The organism is Dermabacter sp. p3-SID358, assembly GCF_025147465.1.
In the GTDB taxonomy this organism is placed as follows: Bacteria; Actinomycetota; Actinomycetes; order Actinomycetales; family Dermabacteraceae; genus Dermabacter.
The window spans coordinates 1-17,605 of the sequence record NZ_JALXOZ010000016.1 but is presented as its reverse complement, the minus strand read 5'-3'; the positions used below and the strand labels follow the sequence as shown (position 1 = coordinate 17,605).

Annotated in this window: 15 protein-coding genes; 12 read left to right on the top strand and 3 right to left on the bottom strand. The window is 59.5% G+C overall.

Annotation, left to right across the window (positions count from 1 at the left end):
- Positions 1–8 precede the first annotated feature (8 nt).
- The 3 genes from eccCa to M3B90_RS07845 are packed head-to-tail and all read right to left on the bottom strand — an operon-like array spanning position 9 to position 6,075.
- Positions 9–4,031, bottom strand: a complete 4,023-nt coding sequence (eccCa, locus tag M3B90_RS07855) for a type VII secretion protein EccCa (RefSeq protein WP_259889634.1) — start codon at positions 4,029–4,031, stop codon at positions 9–11.
- A complete protein-coding gene (locus M3B90_RS07850) occupies positions 4,028–4,777 on the bottom strand; it encodes a hypothetical protein (RefSeq protein ID WP_259889632.1) in 750 nt (249 codons plus the stop codon). Before M3B90_RS07850 ends, eccCa begins: the two co-directional genes overlap by 4 nt.
- Positions 4,774–6,075 (bottom strand): hypothetical protein, encoded by a 1,302-nt coding sequence (locus M3B90_RS07845; protein ID WP_259889629.1) that lies wholly within the window; start codon positions 6,073–6,075, stop codon positions 4,774–4,776. Before M3B90_RS07845 ends, M3B90_RS07850 begins: the two co-directional genes overlap by 4 nt.
- Positions 6,076–6,665: 590 nt before the next feature.
- On the opposite strand from M3B90_RS07845, the gene M3B90_RS07840 reads away from it, so the two are divergent.
- The 12 genes from M3B90_RS07840 to M3B90_RS07790 all read left to right on the top strand — a co-directional run bounded on the left by M3B90_RS07840 (position 6,666) and on the right by M3B90_RS07790 (position 17,531).
- Positions 6,666–7,001 carry a hypothetical protein gene (locus tag M3B90_RS07840; RefSeq protein ID WP_259889622.1) on the top strand — a complete coding sequence of 112 codons (336 nt, stop codon included), beginning with the start codon at positions 6,666–6,668 and terminating at the stop codon, positions 6,999–7,001.
- A 35-nt stretch (positions 7,002–7,036) separates the two neighbouring features.
- On the top strand, positions 7,037–7,345 hold the full coding sequence (locus tag M3B90_RS07835; protein WP_259889621.1) for a pore-forming ESAT-6 family protein: 309 nt from the start codon (positions 7,037–7,039) through the stop codon (positions 7,343–7,345).
- A 216-nt stretch (positions 7,346–7,561) separates the two neighbouring features.
- Complete coding sequence (locus tag M3B90_RS07830; RefSeq protein ID WP_259889626.1) at positions 7,562–8,029, top strand: hypothetical protein; 468 nt, start codon at positions 7,562–7,564, stop codon at positions 8,027–8,029.
- A 1-nt stretch (position 8,030) separates the two neighbouring features.
- Positions 8,031–10,013: a hypothetical protein gene (locus M3B90_RS07825; RefSeq protein WP_259889624.1), complete on the top strand. Its 1,983-nt coding sequence runs from the start codon at positions 8,031–8,033 to the stop codon at positions 10,011–10,013.
- 362 nt (positions 10,014–10,375) lie between these two features.
- Positions 10,376–10,711 carry a hypothetical protein gene (locus tag M3B90_RS07820; RefSeq protein ID WP_259889622.1) on the top strand — a complete coding sequence of 112 codons (336 nt, stop codon included), beginning with the start codon at positions 10,376–10,378 and terminating at the stop codon, positions 10,709–10,711.
- 35 nt (positions 10,712–10,746) lie between these two features.
- A complete protein-coding gene (locus M3B90_RS07815; protein ID WP_259889621.1) occupies positions 10,747–11,055 on the top strand; it encodes a pore-forming ESAT-6 family protein in 309 nt (102 codons plus the stop codon).
- 312 nt (positions 11,056–11,367) lie between these two features.
- Entirely contained in the window at positions 11,368–11,721 is a 354-nt protein-coding gene (locus tag M3B90_RS09665; RefSeq protein WP_396122487.1) for a DUF6507 family protein, read from the top strand.
- Entirely contained in the window at positions 11,657–13,732 is a 2,076-nt protein-coding gene (locus tag M3B90_RS07810) for a hypothetical protein (RefSeq protein WP_259889620.1), read from the top strand. The genes M3B90_RS09665 and M3B90_RS07810 overlap by 65 nt, the downstream gene beginning before the upstream one ends.
- Positions 13,733–13,939: 207 nt before the next feature.
- On the top strand, positions 13,940–14,275 hold the full coding sequence (locus M3B90_RS07805) for a hypothetical protein (protein WP_259889619.1): 336 nt from the start codon (positions 13,940–13,942) through the stop codon (positions 14,273–14,275).
- A gap of 1 nt (position 14,276) precedes the next feature.
- Complete coding sequence (locus M3B90_RS07800) at positions 14,277–16,619, top strand: hypothetical protein (protein ID WP_259889618.1); 2,343 nt, start codon at positions 14,277–14,279, stop codon at positions 16,617–16,619.
- 67 nt (positions 16,620–16,686) lie between these two features.
- Complete coding sequence (locus M3B90_RS07795; protein ID WP_259889617.1) at positions 16,687–17,082, top strand: hypothetical protein; 396 nt, start codon at positions 16,687–16,689, stop codon at positions 17,080–17,082.
- Complete coding sequence (locus M3B90_RS07790) at positions 17,079–17,531, top strand: hypothetical protein (protein ID WP_259889616.1); 453 nt, start codon at positions 17,079–17,081, stop codon at positions 17,529–17,531. Before M3B90_RS07795 ends, M3B90_RS07790 begins: the two co-directional genes overlap by 4 nt.
- The last annotated feature ends 74 nt before the right edge of the window (positions 17,532–17,605 follow it).

Below are 17,605 nucleotides of genomic sequence, written 5' to 3'. Positions count from 1 at the left end.
CTCAGATCTCACTCCTTCGGCGATGATCCGCTAAAACCGCGTGATGTCGCGCTGCTTTCTTGAGCGTCCTCACAGACGATCTGCACAGTCTCGCCCGGCGTACCAGTACGGAACATGCGCGCACGCCCCGTGGGGAGGCTTCGCGCGCGCTCGCCACCGAGTAGCAGGCCCTCGGTGCGATCGCCAGAGAACATAAAGCCCGTCGCGCCGCTTTCGCGCACGGTATTGAACACCGGTTCATAGAGCCCACGCGATGCACCCGCAACGCGACGCGCAATAATCGCCGAAAGATTGATCTCCGGGCCCATCGCGAGATACGGCTGAAGCGCCTGGAGCGGGCTCATATTGCCTGCCGTGAGCACGTCGTAGTCATCGACGAGGAGCACGATTCGCGGCTGGTTTCCTTCACTTTCCTCGGCCTCCGGGGAACCGGGAACGCGTTTCTTGAGCTCAGGAATGATCGCGGCGACAAGCTGCTCAGCAAGTGTCGCCGATGCCGCATACCCACCAAGGTAGGGCTCGGGAATCACATTCGCGAGGTTGCGCCTCGGATCGAATACGGCGAACACAAGCTCGTCTTCGCTCCAACGCGCCATCATTTGCCGCGCAACGTACGCGAGCATGCTCGTACGTCCGGTCTTGTTGGCCCCAAGCAGAACGAGGTTCCAATCGGTTCCGGTCACATCGAGCTGCGCAGTCCCCAAGTCTGCTTCGTACAAGCCAATCGGGATGAGCCCCTTCGAATCACTGTGCTCGAGCACGTCGGGCGTGACAACGGTGGGCAGCAACCGCACCTTGGGCGCGCGATCGGTCGTCGACGCCGCGACGGTCTCGACGAGATTCGAAAGGCCATCGACCATCGTTTCCTTATCGGCATTCGAATCGATGCGCGGGAGCGCGAGCTGCCCAAACAGGCTGTCGGCGGTAAGGAATTGGCCCGGTCGGTCTGTCGAGATCGTCTCTGCGAGCTTGCGCGAGACACCCGACTCGCCCGGCTCCGTGAGGCGCAACTCGAGTCGATTGCCGAAGTAGGTCTGCATCGACAGGCGCGCATCGTTCAACCGCGAACCCGTAGCGACCACGTGCACACCAAGGCCAGCACCTCGGCGCACGATGTCCTTGATGTGGTCCTCGAGTTCAGAAAACTCTTCGTTGAACTGCCCGAAACCGTCGATAAGCAGCACAATTTCGCTCATGAGCTTCGGATCCACCTCAAGCCCCGCCGCGCGGCGCACCGACTCCAGGTCGGGAAGCTGGCTCTGGTGGAGCAGCAACTCTCGGGCGCGCATCGCCGCTTGCACTTCTTCAATGGTGCGGCGCACGGCCTCGCGGTGCTGACGTGTCGCGATACCGGCAACGTTGGGGAGTTTTTCGATCGCAAGTAGACCCGCGCCAATGAGGTCAAGGCCATAGACAATCGCTTCGGCCGAGGGATGAGTAAGAGCGAGCGAGGCCGCGATCGTTTGCAGCACCGTCGTTTTACCAGAGCGCGGCGCCCCCACGACGAACACGTGGCCCCCGGGCCCCGCGAGATCGAGGTTATAGACCCCCTGCCACTGGTGGGCGGGATCGTCGATCATGCCAATCGGGACGGAAAGCAACTTCGCTTTAGGCAAGCGCAAACCGCGCCTCGTTGCCATGGGTTTGCCCGCAACCTGATCGAGCGTCAAGACAGGCGGAACCGGGTCGAGCCAGATCGGACGAGTCACGCGAGGCTGCTTTTCGAGCTGCCTCACAACGGTCGAAAGCACGGTTTCGCCTTCTTCATCCTCATCGTCTGCACCACCGGGAGTAGCCTTCTGCGGGAGATCGTCGTTTCGATCAAGCACAGCAAATTCATCAATGAGGGTCACATGCGGAAGGTTCGTCACTTCGGTTTCGTCTTCGTCCTGCGGTAAAAGACCGGAGACGTAACCTGAACGGAACTTCGTGTAGGTCGTCGTGTCAACCTTGAGGTAGCCGTAACCAGGCAGGGGCGGCAGCGAGAACGCGTCGACGGTATCGATCACCGTGCGCGACTCGGCAGCCGAAAGCGTACGAAGGCCAATGCGGTACGAAAGGTAAGTATCGAGGCCACGGAGCTTGCCGCCTTCGATACGCTGACTCGAAAGCAGAAGGTGCACGCCAATCGAGCGCCCAATACGACCGATCGACAGGAAGAGATCGATGAAGTCCGGGCGGGCCGTGAGAAGCTCACCAAACTCGTCGATGATCACGAGGAGATGCGGGAGTGGCTCCATGGTCTCGCCGCCGTCGGCCGCCTGGCGGCGTCGATATGTCGTGATGTCCGAGAGGCTGCCCGCATCCTTGAGGAGTTGCTGGCGGCGAGTCACCTCGCCTTCGAGACTCGAATAGACCCTCTCTACAAGATTTGCGTCATCCCCAAGGTTGGTAATGACACCCGCAACGTGCGGGAGATTCTCAAACGGCGCAAAGGCCGCACCGCCTTTGTAGTCGATGAGAACCATGTTGACGTCGGCCGGCGAATGCCCAGACACAAGGCCCAACACGAGCGTGCGCAAGAGTTCGGACTTACCCGATCCCGTTGCACCGATCGCGAGGCCGTGCGGGCCCATTCCGTATTGCGCCGATTCTTTAAGGTCGAGCATGACGGGAGCGCCTTGGTCGTCGGTGCCAATTTGCACGCGAAGGAAGCTCGAGCGCGGACGCGGAGCCCACGCTTCTTCAAGATCAATGTTCGTGAGGTCGCCGACTCCGAGAAGATCCGAAGCGCGCATCGCTTGCTGCGCTTCATCATGTTCGAGGGAATCCGGAGCGAGACGAACACCCGAAAGGTAGCGCGCGAGAGCACGGGCTTCTTCGGGCTCAAACCTGTCAAGCTTGACGGTGAAGCGTTCGGGTTCTTTGTCGCGTTTCGTGTAGCGCTCCACAATTGCTTCATCCGATTTGACCGACGACGGGCTAATACGCAGCGAAATATCGTCGGGTTCTTGCTCGCGGCTCGCGAGGAGGTGAAGCATCGTGAGGCCAACATCGGACGGGCGGATCTCGCGATCACCAAGAGGGAGTTCGAGAGCATCCTCCCCGTGGTGATCGGACACGATCCACATACGTGACATCGTGCTTGAGATGTTGCCCCCACCGCGATTGCGGCGCATCTGCGCGGCAGCAGTGAGTCGGCGGTGAAGCTCGGGCCGCAGCACCTCGGCAAGTTGGCTCTCATCCTTCGCGATGCGCCGGATCGGCCCGTACTCGGTTGCCCTGTTCTGGTCGGCGACGTGGGGAAGCCACGTCATCCACGACCAAAAATCGCGCGCTTCCCCTTCGGGATACGTGAGCGCCATTTCGATGTCTTCCGGTGACGAGAACGTCGCCGCCTGGCTCGTCAGCAGGACCGCTACGCGCCGGCAGAAGGGCTGGTCACCCACGATGCTCACATTGCCGATGGAATCAAGCGCGACCGTCATGGGCGCATCGGGCATGGATGAGAAGCGCTTTTCAACTCGCTCGAGTTCAGTCTGCATGAATTCGTCATCGAGGCTCAGGGCGCTTTCTTCGCCGACGCGTTCGAATTCGATCGCGGGGGCATACCCCGTTCCGAGCCGAAGTCGCATGAAGTCTTGGTCATCGCGACGGCGCTCCCACAGGCGCGCGTTTGAGCGTGCGAGGCTCAAGAGCGCGCCCGGGTGCGGTTCGGCGGCACGCGCGAGCTCTGCGCGCTTTTGTTCCGCCTCGAACAGTTCACTCGCTTGGCGATCGAGGTAGGTCAGATACCGATCGCGCAGGTTTCGACGGCGTCTCACGGCACGCCCGCGGTTGCTCATGAACATGATGATGAATGCGATGACGGTCACGACCATCATGAGCGCGCCGATCGCGGCAAGAGCCGATCCGCGAAAGAGCATCATGAGGGTCATACTCGTCGCCGCACCCAACATGGGGATGAGCATGAGGAAGTTTGCGGTGCCGTCGTTTTCTGGCAGCGTTGGCGGGAGTTCGAGCTCGTGGCGAGTGACGCCTGGAGCCGAGGGCGATGTACGGGCGGGGCGATGAACGATACGTGTGCTCAACGGCTGACCGCCAATTGCATCATGAGTGCGCCGAGTTCCTCAATCGAGACGCGTGCCGGCTCGGAAATGTTCCTGATATTCACGTGCGAATCACCAGCGAGATGCTTGTCGTGCGGAATCACGACGAGCTCGCCGAGTTGGATTCCCCCTCGGGGCTTACCGAGGCCACTATTGGGAGTCTCGCAAAGAAGACGAATCGTCGCACCGTACTTGTCACCGAGGGCTTCGCGAATGTTCTCTACTTTCTCGATGCCCTGGACGGTGCGGCGCCCGACGATGACGATGACGTGCGGCATAAGCATCGCCAGTTCCTCATCCGTCACGTGCGAGTCGCAATCGATGAGAAGAAGTTGCTGAGCTCGAGAAATCTCTCCAATCGACTCGCGGGCTCTCACAAGTGGAGTCTCGTGCAAACGCAAGCCACGCTCATGATGGTTGCTGCCGAGGAACCATGAGAGGTCGCTCGTCGAGCGAAGGCCTGAAACCGTAACCGAACCACCGCGTGCTTGCGCCAAGTATCCCGCGGTCGCGACGAGAAGCGAGGTCACACCGGCCCCACCATGCGCCCCGAGGAACGCCACGCGGCGCCCGGTCGTGATGGGAAGTTGCTCGTCCTTTTGCGCTTGCACGATGCGCGTCGGGGTTTCGTCGTTTCCGATCCATCCCGTGACGCTGCGAAGGGCGCGGCGGGCGAAGTTTTCGCCTTTACGGTTGCTGATCTTGAGTGCGCGGTCTTTTTGATTCACTGGAACGTCCTCAACAGTTCGCTATACACACCGAAAATTCCGACGAGCGCGGGCACAGTAGCGAGCGTGCAGATCCGCTCGACGACTCCCGAGATTCGCCGCCCGAGGGCGGAATTCACGGTGCTCCTGAAGGCAAAACGCGGAATGACATACATCGCGAAAGCAATAGCGATGGCTCCCAGCCCGATCCACAACGTCGAGCCGGGGTACTCGTTCACGATGGCCTGGGCACAGAACGTCCCCGCAATCATAATGGCGCCCCACAGGACCGCCCGGTGGAGGGCGAAGGGGAAGTGACGAGTGCGGAAAACTACGGCAATTCCGACGGCTGCCAACGTAATCGCTGCGAAGGGATTTTCAACGACGAGTGGCGCGGCAAGACTAAGCGAGGCAGCAAAAATCACGGCGAGCACCACAACGGACATCGTGAGGGTCTCGTAGGCTTCTGCAATCGCCACATCAACGGCTTTGGCCTTGATGTCTTTTTCTTCCGCGAGAGCATCCTGAACTTTGTAGAGGCCTGATCCTTGCATGACCAAGCGCGGAACAAGGCCGAGAGCGGCGAGTGCCACGACAGCGACGATCGCACCAGATTGTTCAATGCTCGCACCCAAGAAGTGCGCGAGGATGAAAAGGCCTGTCCCCCCGGCGAGAGTCGCAAGCGAGGTCGCAAGCGCGCGGGAGCGTCGACGCATAACCCCGACGACCGCGAGGATTGCCGCGAGAACACTGAGCCACCAGATCGCGCTTTCCCGTCCCGCGAAGGAGAAGTTGAGGCCGCCAAGAATCGAGAGAAAAAGCGCCGCGATGAAAAATGGCCATGCGAGGGTCCTAATCCTCAGTGCGGCAGCTCCGATCGTGAGCGCAAACATGCCTGCAACGGGCCACCATGGTTTGTTGAAGACCCCCGGAATGAACCACAGGGATACGAGCAAGAGTCCCGTCGAGAGGATGCCGAGAACCCAGGAGCGAGTGTTGTCATTCCAGAGCCCTCGAACATCCGTTGCTGTGAGACGATCAACGACGTCGTGGACCACGGGCTCGAAAGGGGCGTCCGCAAGAGGCAGAACTTGCACGACCTGCCCGTCAAGGAGGTCTTGCTCGCCGACGGGGATCGTGGGGTGCAAGCGCTCGCCGAGAATCGTAAACATCCCGAGACTCGACACGTCTGTGGATTCACGAACGAGTTCCATGAACTCTGGGATCACATCCGAAGGGGTGAGTGACCCGGGGACGATGACGTCCGCGGCACGCTCCTGTCCGCGAATCGTCAAACGAACGAAGGGGCTGGTTGTCATTGGTTGTCCTTCTCGGCTGGTTTCGGTGTATTGGCCGGAGGTGTCGGCGCGTAAGCGGGGCTCGAGACCGACGTGTTGGGCGGCGCTTGCGGTTGGCGCCTAAAGGTCGTGTCAGTCGCGAGAAGGTGCATCACGAACGACACACCTACGCAAACAGCGCACGCAAGAACGGCAAAAAAGACGCTCAACATGATGGAGCCAAGACCGTCAGTCCACGTCCGGCGGAGCCTCTGCGACCTATGCAAAAGGGCCTGAGCGAGCCGTTTACGGCGCACCCTAGCGGCGTCAAGAAGTTGATCGTCATAGGTGTACACGCAGTTCAAACCCCCTATTGAGCGAAACGGCGAGCGAGATGCCGTGGACATTGTGCATGCATTCGCTGAGAAGAGCCACCTAGGTGAACATCACGGAAACATCACGAAACTTTTTGGTTGATTCTCGTGACAACGCATGACGGTCATGATTGTCTGTAACGGTCAGATAACGGGACTTAGGGCCCGGACGCCGTAAATAGGGGGAAGCGTGGGAACCGCACGCGCTCTGACGCCGAGGTTCGCACACTCCTGCCAGACTGCCAAGGAGTGCACATCATGAAATTCGATATGGGGAACACAACCCTCTCCACCCTCACCACCAACACCCAGGGCGCTAACGACGACCTCGGCACGCTCGTCAAGCAGCTCGTGGCGTCGGTTGAGCCTCTCGAAGGTAACTTCAACGGTGCTGGCCGCGCCGCTTTCGATCAGTTCAAGGGCCGCACCGACGAGGTCAGCAACGACCTCAACACCTCCCTCGGTCGCATCCTTGAGGGCCAGGGCGGAATGGACACCGCGTTCCAGACCGGCGACCAGGAGTCGATGGACAACGCCACCTCCGCACAGGGCTCGGCCAACTTCGACGGCGCTCGCTTCTCCGGCCAGCGCTGATCCCCCACTTTTTGAATCTTTAGAGAGGAAAACCCATGCCTACGTCAGACCGCATCTCCTTCAACACCAGCGTTTCCCAGACCGTCCAGGGCGACCTCGGCGGCATCATCGGTCGTCTCGAAGGTCTCATCGCCCAGCGTGACCAGCAGGTTGCTGCCGCCATGAGCGACTTCCAGGCCGACGGCGTCTCCGAAGAATACCGCCACGTCGAACAGCGCTGGGACCGCGCCTCCAAAGAGGTCCGCACCATCATCGACCTCGTCAAGAACACCATGGCCCGCAACGACGAAACCGCAACCGGCGCACAACAACGCGCCGCCACCGCCGTCGCCAACATCGGCTAACCACACCACCACACCCTGCCACCCCACAACCGGGGTGGCAGGGCCACCGCAAATCCACAAGCGCCACACAAAGCACACCCACAACCACACGGGCGCAAGTCTCATCACTGCCGATCTTTCAGATCCGACACACTCAGCTGATCCACTGACACCTCCGCAGCGAGTTGGGATCCGCACACGAAGTGAGAGTGACACTCGCCAATAAGGGGGTACTCGATGAAATACGTAATCGACCCGGATGCGATCTGGGCCACTGCACAAGATGCATCAGCGCAGCTCGATGAGCTCGAGGGGGTAGCTGATCGCACGAACGAAGCAATGGGCGACGCCAGTAGCGCTCTCCAGTACAGCCCTTTGAGCTCAACCGCCGCGCAGCGCTGCCTTGAATTTTTCGTTTTGTACGAAGTGACGTACTGCCAGGAGCGAGCACGCAGCAACGTCGACTCGACACTCAGCGCCGTTCAACACTACGTTTACGGCGACGGACTCATGGCCGATTCGTCGAACGGCGCTTCGTCGTCGATCCCCCTGATCGATGCTCCCGGCGTGAGCGGATCGGGTTCCGGGATCCCGGGCCCCGCGCCGGATCCGATCGGGCGATGCACTCCCGACAACCCCACGGGGAAGGCACCGTATACCAAGAGCCCCGCCGATTTTGGCATGATCAACCTGTCTGGAGAGTGACATGGTATCTACTTCTGATCTTCCCGATCTCGATGACCCAGGCGCGGTTGATGCCCTCGCTGGCAAATTTGGTTCGATCGGCGCCGACACCTACTCAGTGATTTCTGCTGCCGAGGGCAGCTGGACTCAAATCGCCAGGTCTTACGAAGCGCCCGAGACGGATAAAGTGGTTCACGTTTTCCGCACGCCCTCGGAGGTCGCTGAGAACCTGCAGACCGAGACCAACAACCTCAAGGGCCACCTCGAGGACTACGCAAGCGAGCTCCGTGACTTTGAGCAAGAGAAGTCGCAGCTCGCTTCCGATATCGATGACGCGAACGCCGCGATGGACGCTGCCCTCGCGATGGACGAGCAGGTCGAGGAGCCTGACCCCGGCAATCCTGACGAGACCCGCATGGTTCCCAACCAGGAACGCATTGACGCCATTGATGCAGCCTCAGCACAGCTCGCGAGAGTCGCCGCGGCCGTCGCCGCGTTCAAGGCTCGAGTCCAGCAGGCTGACTCCGCCCTCTCGATGAAGCTTGCGCGCGCCTCCTTTGGGGCACACACGTGGGAACAAACAAAGGACAGTTTCCGAAGCGGCGCTTTCTTCAAGGGCCTTTGGGATGGCATCATTGGGATCCCCAAGGTTATCTTCGGGACGCTGCGCTTCAACCTTATGGATCTTTGGAGCCGGCGCGAAAGCATCGCGGGGGCCGTTATGAATAACCCCTTCATCGTTGCAGATCACGCAATGAGCGCAGCGGTCCCGGGCTATGGGTTGACCATGAAGATGCAGCGGTTTGCAATCAACAATGGTCTCGGCGTGCTTGATTGGGGAACGTCGACTTTGCACGATGCTGTGACCCCGGGGGTTGAAACCTCAATGCTCCGTCACGCGAAGTCTTATCTCCTCGGTGGCACCGTATCATTCGCGCACGATCCTTTCTACACCATCGGAGGGCTCGCTCCTTCCGCCGTTATGGGTGGACTTTCGGTAGAGGTGAAAGGCACCCAAATTGTCACCAAGGGATACCAAGGAATCGGTTCGAAGAGCCTTTCCAAAGGCGCCAAGGACGTCGGAAAGAAGGCCGTTCAAGACCCGGCAAGGGACGCGTTCAACACGGGGCTCTTTGGCTCTCTGGGCGAACACCTGAACTTGGGGTGGCCAGGCGGTTCTGGACAGTCCGGGGCGAATCCGGCCCCGCCAACGTCGGTCCCGTCCGCACCGCCGCAAGCACCGCCCACACCAGGGCCCGAGAGCCCTGCTCCTGGCGGTTTGGAGCCTACGCCTGCTCCCGGTTCCGGGCGCGGCCCACAGCATTCGGAGGCTCCCGTGATCGTGACGGCCCCCGAAGAGCCGAGCCGAGCTCCCGCACCGGCGCCTGAAGCCGCACCTGCACCGGCTCCGGCTCCTGCACCCGCTCCGGCGCCAGCACCTGCTCCAGCGCCAAGCTACCAGCCAGCTCCGCAGCCTGCTCCGGCACCGGTACCAGCACCCGCTCCGGCTCCTGCACCGGCTCCGGTATACGAAGAACCTGCTCAACAGCCGGCCCCTGCACCGGATCCCGCCCCGGCGCCCGAGTTGGCTCCTGCACCCGAGGCCGCACCCCCGGCACCCCAGCCGGTCGCTCCCCTGCCCGGGCCGGAGCTCGCACCAGCACCCGAGCATGCTCCAGCACCTGGGGCTCCCGCGCCTGGAGCGCCTGCGCCTGAGCACGACGAGCCGGCAGCCAATGATTGGCTTGGTTTCTTGAATCACCAGTACTTCGAGTTCAAGGATCAGGTCGTCAACGATCTTTCCTCGATCACGGGAGTCGATGCAGAGTCGATCCACGAAGTCATTGACAGCGGCGGCAACGTCTCTCCCGAACAGGCAGAAGACATGCTCAACACCGCGCTTGACGCAAACCCTGAAGTGGCGAGCACCCTTCGCCAGCACGGGATCGTGGGCGAGCACACCCCTGGAGATCTGGAAAGGATCTTTTCGGGCGCTGGCAACTAACTCAGCGTTTCCGTAAAGCCCGTTTATAACCTCAAGTAGCCCCACCTTTATACGCCCGCGAAACGCGTACTTCGCTTAGGCGTAGAAGGTGGGGCTGCTCGTCGTTAAAGGAGAATCAGAACGCGCTAACTTGATATCTCAATCACCCCACTACCAACATCACATTTAGGTAAACTCTACGCAAACACAATGGAAATTAATATTGCGATCCACTGACAGCTCTTTGGAATCATGATTCTATGTAACGGTCAGATAACGGGACTTAGGGCCCGGACGCCGTAAATAGGGGGAAGCGTGGGAACCGCACGCGCTCTGACGCCGAGGTTCGCACACTCCTGCCAGACTGCCAAGGAGTGCACATCATGAAATTCGATATGGGGAACACAACCCTCTCCACCCTCACCACCAACACCCAGGGCGCTAACGACGACCTCGGCACGCTCGTCAAGCAGCTCGTGGCGTCGGTTGAGCCTCTCGAAGGTAACTTCAACGGTGCTGGCCGCGCCGCTTTCGATCAGTTCAAGGGCCGCACCGACGAGGTCAGCAACGACCTCAACACCTCCCTCGGTCGCATCCTTGAGGGCCAGGGCGGAATGGACACCGCGTTCCAGACCGGCGACCAGGAGTCGATGGACAACGCCACCTCCGCACAGGGCTCGGCCAACTTCGACGGCGCTCGCTTCTCCGGCCAGCGCTGATCCCCCACTTTTTGAATCTTTAGAGAGGAAAACCCATGCCTACGTCAGACCGCATCTCCTTCAACACCAGCGTTTCCCAGACCGTCCAGGGCGACCTCGGCGGCATCATCGGTCGTCTCGAAGGTCTCATCGCCCAGCGTGACCAGCAGGTTGCTGCCGCCATGAGCGACTTCCAGGCCGACGGCGTCTCCGAAGAATACCGCCACGTCGAACAGCGCTGGGACCGCGCCTCCAAAGAGGTCCGCACCATCATCGACCTCGTCAAGAACACCATGGCCCGCAACGACGAAACCGCAACCGGCGCACAACAACGCGCCGCCACCGCCGTCGCCAACATCGGCTAACCACACCACCACACCCTGCCACCCCACAACCGGGGTGGCAGGGCTTATGATCACTCGCCACAAAGTCGCACGTACCTCGAGGTCACAAGCTCTCATTCATCAACTGCTCGCCGCCCCTCACCGCGGCCACTGGCGAAGCAGGAGCGATCAGCGGTCATTGAGCGAAACGCCCTCCCCACCTACCTTCTCACCGTTCAGAACTACGGAGCTGGAGTGCCCTTTTGCAGCGGTAGCTTTCACGCGGGAGGCACCACGCCTTCATAATCGAGTACTTCACCAGAACGTCACAAAGATTCGAAACTAGGGAAAGAGATGGAATACAGCATCGATCCAGGAGGCATAGCCGGTGTCGTGAGTGAGACGCAAGCGTCGATCGACGGCCTGGACCAAATGCTAGCGCTCACAGACGAGGCCGAATCTAACGCGACCACTGCGTTCCAATACAGCCCACAAACGTCATCTGCAGTGCGAAGCTGCCTCGAAAACTTCGTGGCTCAACAAATAATGGTTAGTCGCGACTACGCCCAGACGACTATTTCCAGCACGGTCGGCGCATGCAATGCGTACACCGGGGGGGACTCGAGAATGTCCTCTGATGCGCATGACGCGCTTTCCTCTCTCACCGACCTTGATCTTCCGGGGGTGCGCAATGGTTTCGGTTTCTGACCTCCCCGACATTGATGACCCATCGAGCGTTCGCGCGGTCGGTGAAGATATTAAGAACGTTGGGCATAGCACACTCGCCATCGTTATCAATGCAGAAGACTCATGGGCGCAGATCAGGGGCTCCTACCACGATCCGCAAGAGCACAAAGTTTACGACGGAATGAACACGCCTCGAGTTGCAGCAGAATCACTCAAAGAGAAAAGCGAAACTCTGGGGGACACGCTCCAAGACTACGCTGACGAGCTCGAAGACTTTCATCGACGTAAAGACCAACTCGCGAGCGAAATCGAGGCTGCTCTTGCCGAACTCGATGCTGCAAAGGCGATGCCCGAAACCGTCACTGAGGATGATCCGGCGAATCCTGGCGAGACCCGCGAGGTTCCTAATAAGGAGCGCGAAAGCGCAATCGATGCCGCGGAGTCGAAACTCGCGAAGCTCGAAGTGGACGTCGCAATGCTTAAAATGGACGTAGAAAACGCCGACTCCAACACCGCATCCGCATTCGCCCACGGATCGATAGGCGTGCACTCGGTACTGAATTTTAACGATGGGCTCCTGAACGGCCGTTTTGCCCTGGGGGTTCTAGATGGAATCCGCCCTCTCCTCGGTCTTGTCGCGATGGGAAGTTTGAGCTCTTTACCTCCCCTGGCCCTCATTCGCAACACGTCCATGGCCTTTTCGCAGGCGTTGACGCTTAGAGAATTCTTCAAGAGCGGCGGACTCGAAAATTCTTTGAGGTCCTTTACCGAATTAACCGCGGATTACGCCGCAAGCCCACCCGGCCACTCCTCGATCGAACGCCATGGAAAAGCATGGCTCAAGGGCGAGTTCATCGAGGTGATGAACGACCCTGCGTATTCGCTCGGCAATGCCTCGACCTACCTGCTCCCCGGCTGGGCCGGCGTGCTTGGCAAGACTGCCAAAGGTGCCAACGCCACGGGCAAGGTCTTGAAGAGAGGGGCCCGGTCTGCGAGCCGGAGGACAGCGGCCGGTGCGGCCGGAGCCGGGGTGCACGGTGCACTGTCTGACAAACAAAGGTCGGCCCACGGAGGTCTGACTGAGGAGAATATTTCCGCTACCGAGTTTTTCGATGGTCAAGGCCGCCAGGAACTCATCGACCAGGCTCATGCTCAAGGAGATTCCGAACGCGCCGCTTATCTCGCGGGCCTCAACCCGGATCAAATCGGGGACGAGTATCGCGCCATGGCTTACGGTGGCGGAGACACAGACGTGTATCGCGGCTTCAGCAACCCGTTTGCGTTCTCTCCCTATCAGGAGTGGAACGGTGTTGTTGACTATCAGGTCAATACAGGTGAATACACCGGGGAAACCAACTTCCCCGAGGAGCTACCCGATCGCGTGGAACGTGCTCGAGGCGAAGCCCCAGACCCCAAGACCACCGTCGTGGATTACGTCAATGACGACGTTCGCGAGGTTCGTGTTGAAATCGGCCAGAACACGACGATATATAGGGTTAGGTCTCACTACATCGAAGTTGAGTCGCAGGTCTCAGAGAAGTTCACCAAAGTGGAACGTCTTGATCAAAGAGCGGGACGAAAGCATATAGCCAACTTTGGAAAAACTCCTGGCGATGATGCAGGACACCTTCAGCCGCACGCACTCAGCCCAAACTCTGGACCGGGGAATTTCCGTCCCCAAAACGGGGACCTCAACAGAGGCCCTTACCGTAACGGAGAAGAAACTGTGATGAAGGGGGTTGAGGATCACGACAGCGTCGGATACACGGAAACTGACGTGTACCTGACTCCTACCGGTCGGCCCTCAGAGTACGATTTCGATATCGAACTGCGCGATCGTTCTAGTGACGCCTCGTGGCTCGAAGCAGATCTTGACTTTAAAAACAATGGGAACCAAGAGTTCTACCCGGATCCGAAAAAGTACTCCGAGGAATGGGACCAGCCTGACCTCACGGCCCGCAACTTAGGGAATGTGAAGCAAGAGGGCATGGAGAACGGCCCCGTCAAGGTCTCTAACCCGCCGCGACCCTAGCGCATCAGTTCTAGGGCGACGGCTGCCGGGAAGGGCTCGACGCCCCGCTCCGGCGCAGTCACGAGGGGACGATAGGCAAACCTACCGGCGCTTCGCCGTGCACGCCACCGCCGCCACCAATGGCGCCTCACCATATCCGCTACTCCAGCTCTCCATCACGAGGTTGCTGGACTCGCAATAACCGTGAACTTTCGAGGGGGTATTACGTTGAAATACAGCATCGATGTCAACGCTTCTAAGCACATCATCGGGCAGGCACTGGACTTGCTCGACAAATTGACGTCAGCCGTGGATAAAGCTGACTCAGCCAAGTCCACGGCAAGCAGCGCTCTACAGTACAGCCCCAGTAGTAACGCTGCAGCAAACACGTACTTAGAGGATTTTCTGTCCGTTGGAATCAAGGGTGCTCAGGGGCTCGGGTACCAGAACGCATCATGCACGGTCGAGGCAATAAATTCCTTTACTGACGCCGATGCAACGATGAGCAATGACTCACGATGCGCTGCTGGTTCCGTTCCTACTATCGACGCACCGGGAGCGTGACATGAGCCTTGCAGCAAGCCTTCCAGACATTGACGAGCCGGGCCCCGTTCGCCAACTCGGCGCAGAAATTCGCGACGCTGGACACGAGACTTTGGACCTTGTGTCCTCGGCCCAAGCGGAGTGGGTCGCGCTCGCCGGGACCTTCCAGGCTGACAACACCGAGAAAGCCTACGAGGCCATGGATACACCCAAGGCAATTGCCTCGGATGTCCAGGCAAGCACCGACGGAATCAAGAGCGCGCTAGACGACTATGCATCGAAACTCTCCGAGCTGCAGCGCCGCAAGCGCCAACTTGAGCGAGAGATTGCTGCGGCTGAGAGAGCCCTTGCCGCGGCTGAGGCAATGCCCAAGACCAAAGCCGAAACTGGTCCGGATGGTGAAGAACGCGAGGTTCCCAACGAGGAACGCGAGGAAGCAATCGCCGAAGCCGAAGCTGAGCTCAGTCGCCTCGAGACTGAAGTCCAGCAACTCTGCGATGACGTCAAGAGCGCAGATGAGGACCTTGCAGCGCGATTTAACGACAACGGCTTTGAAATGCCTGATGCGGGCGGAGGCAGAGAAGGGCGTGATGGCAACTGGCTCATGCGCTTCGGTCAAGGAGCATGGGATGCCCTTGTCGACACGGGTAAAGCTTTTTGGGCGCTTGGCAAGTCAGCCGTTAACGGCGTTCGGTATGCCTTTGAGCATCGCCAAGAAATCTTTGATGCCGCCAAGGGTCTAGATGACTTCGTGAAAAACGGCGGACTTGGCCGCATGCGTGATTCGCTCGCTATTGCAGCGCAGAACTTCGATGCCAAAGATACTGCCTCGACCGTGGTGAGCGGCACCAAAAACTGGGTGTCGAACGAGTGGCAAGAATTCAATGATGATCGAGCTTACTACCTCGGCCGAGTCGCACCGGATGCGATCATGACCGTTGCCTCCGGCGGCACAGGTGGGCTTGCGAAGATGGGCGCAACCGCCGGCGCGAAAGCCACCGCGGGCGCGGCCGCAAAGGGAGGAGCCGCGGCTTTGGCGAGGGGCGGCGCAGCGGCATCGTTGAGGGGCGCCGGGAAAGCTGGAGCACTTGCAGCCGGCAAGACCGGACTCGGGGAGGCCGCTAGGGCCTCTCTCGGAGCTATGGGCGCGGCAGGTGTCACTCGCACCGGAGCTAAAGCGGCCACCGGCGCACTTGACGACGTGGCCCGAATTGGTGCGAGCGGTGCGGCGCATAGTGCCGATGACCTCGCACGCTCCGGCGCACGCACGGTCACGCAGCACGGAGACACTGTCGGAAAGACTGGCGCTAGTCACGCGAATCATGCTGGAGCGGCTGCCGCGAAGGACCTCCCCTCCCAACCGACTTTGAAGCAACAACTTGCGTCAGATTGGGAGCACCACTCCAAAAAGATCGATGAACCGATCGATGCCGTGGATTACTATGAGAGTCGCGGTCGTGCCGACCTGGCTAATAAATACCTTGAAGAGGGCAATGAGTCGATGGCGGCCGCAGCCAAGTATCTTTTCAATACAGACAATGTGCATGGACAGCACACAGCGATGAAGCATGAAGAAGTACTTGAGAAGACCTTCGGCCGTGGTGAAGACGGAACTCTGCCAAAGTACCGAAATCCGCTGAAACACTGGGCGGGAGACGAGTGGCGCAACTCTAACCATAAAGTTGTAGATGGCTCGTATGTGCGCCCTGAAAAGACTGTCGTCCCGCTTGAAGATCGCGTCGCACGGACCGCCGGCGACACTCCTCATGTGGAGTCCGAAGTAATTGACGCCCCAGATGAAGGTATGCGGTACGTTGACTCCAAGGTAGGCCAAAACAGATTCGAGTTCGACATGGCACCCCACTATGAAGATCATCGCGCGACAATTTTTGAAACGTTCAAAGATGCTCCGCGTCTTGACCAAGAGGCTGGCCAAAAGGCCATCGAAGAGCTCGGTAAGGAACCAACCGACAACGCGGGCCATAAGCAAGCCCATAGTTGGGCAGCGAACTTGGGGGCCGGTAACTATCTGCCTCAAGATACGCGACTCAATAGTGGACCATACAACCAACTCGAGAGTGTCATTAGAGACGCAGTCAAGCCGGAACACAAGTCCTACGTCGAATCGAAGGCACACGTCAAACTTGAAGAGTCCGGACGCCCAATTGACTACCTGACAGAGATTACTTTGCGAGACCGGGAAACCAGAAAACAGTGGGCCGATTTTTCTGTTCTCTTCGAAAATAATGCGGAACAGCGCTTCAGCCGTAACCCCAATAAGTACGGAGTCACAGACCAGCCCGACGTTCGCGAGCGAAACTTCCCGACGCTGCGCGAACAAGCCTTGGGGGGAGACGGTGACTAGCTCCGTTCACGCACTTGGGGGAAGAGCGCACCAGTCAGAAGTCAGGCTAGCTCGCTAAGGTGGGAATATGGCAGAATTTAGCGCCCCGTGGGCCGGTTCACCGGTTGAGCGGTTCGAATACGAAGTTCGCCGCGGTCTTGAAAACGTCGATCGCCTCGAAGGACTGACCTCGTTCATGGTGCACACCTCGTCGGGGGAAAACTTCGAGACGAGACTCGGGCACTTTGAGGGAGAGCCGCCCTTCACCGTAGACCTCGCCTTCGAAAAGGCGCACCGGAAACTACTCTTTGAAGTTTTCCTGGAGAAACAGGTGCATCCCGACCAAGCCGCGACGCTTGTGGCCCATTTCGATCGGCAAGCCGATAGCTTCACTTACCATCTTGTTGAGGGGTTCGGCGGCGACGCAAACCCGGCGAGTGCAGCCGCCCTTCGGGATCTTGCAGAGGAATTGAGGGCTTCATGACCAACGACCCCACATCCGAAAATACTGCGACAGGTGATGCAGGTAGCGAAGTCGAACGTCTTCTTACGCAACTTGTCTCTCTGATCCACGATGAGGTTTCCGAGTTTTCAGGCTCGTGGGATGGCTTCAACGTCGCCTTCACTTTTGCCGCAGGACTTGAAGGAACCGCACTGCAGCAGGTCGACCCGATCTTTTATGTCGAGAGCGGCGCTTTTACGCACGGGGTCTTTTCTCGAAGCAGACTCGAGGACGCCGCAGTGGCCTATATCAATGCTCGAGCCGGCAAGAAGTTTGACCTTGCGATGCTTTTCGTCATGTTTACGAAGGCTCAAGGCGACATCGTTGCTCGCGTGTTCTGGGAGCAAGATGCGGTTCCTCTCCTCATCACTCCCGACTCGTGGGCGAGCGTCGCGCAAGCCGCGAACCCGTTCCGCGAGAAGAAGGCCTGAAAAGCCTGCACCTCAAGCGCGCCGGTGATACGAAAGCGGCAGGCCATTTAGGGCTCGCGTGAAGCTCCCTCATC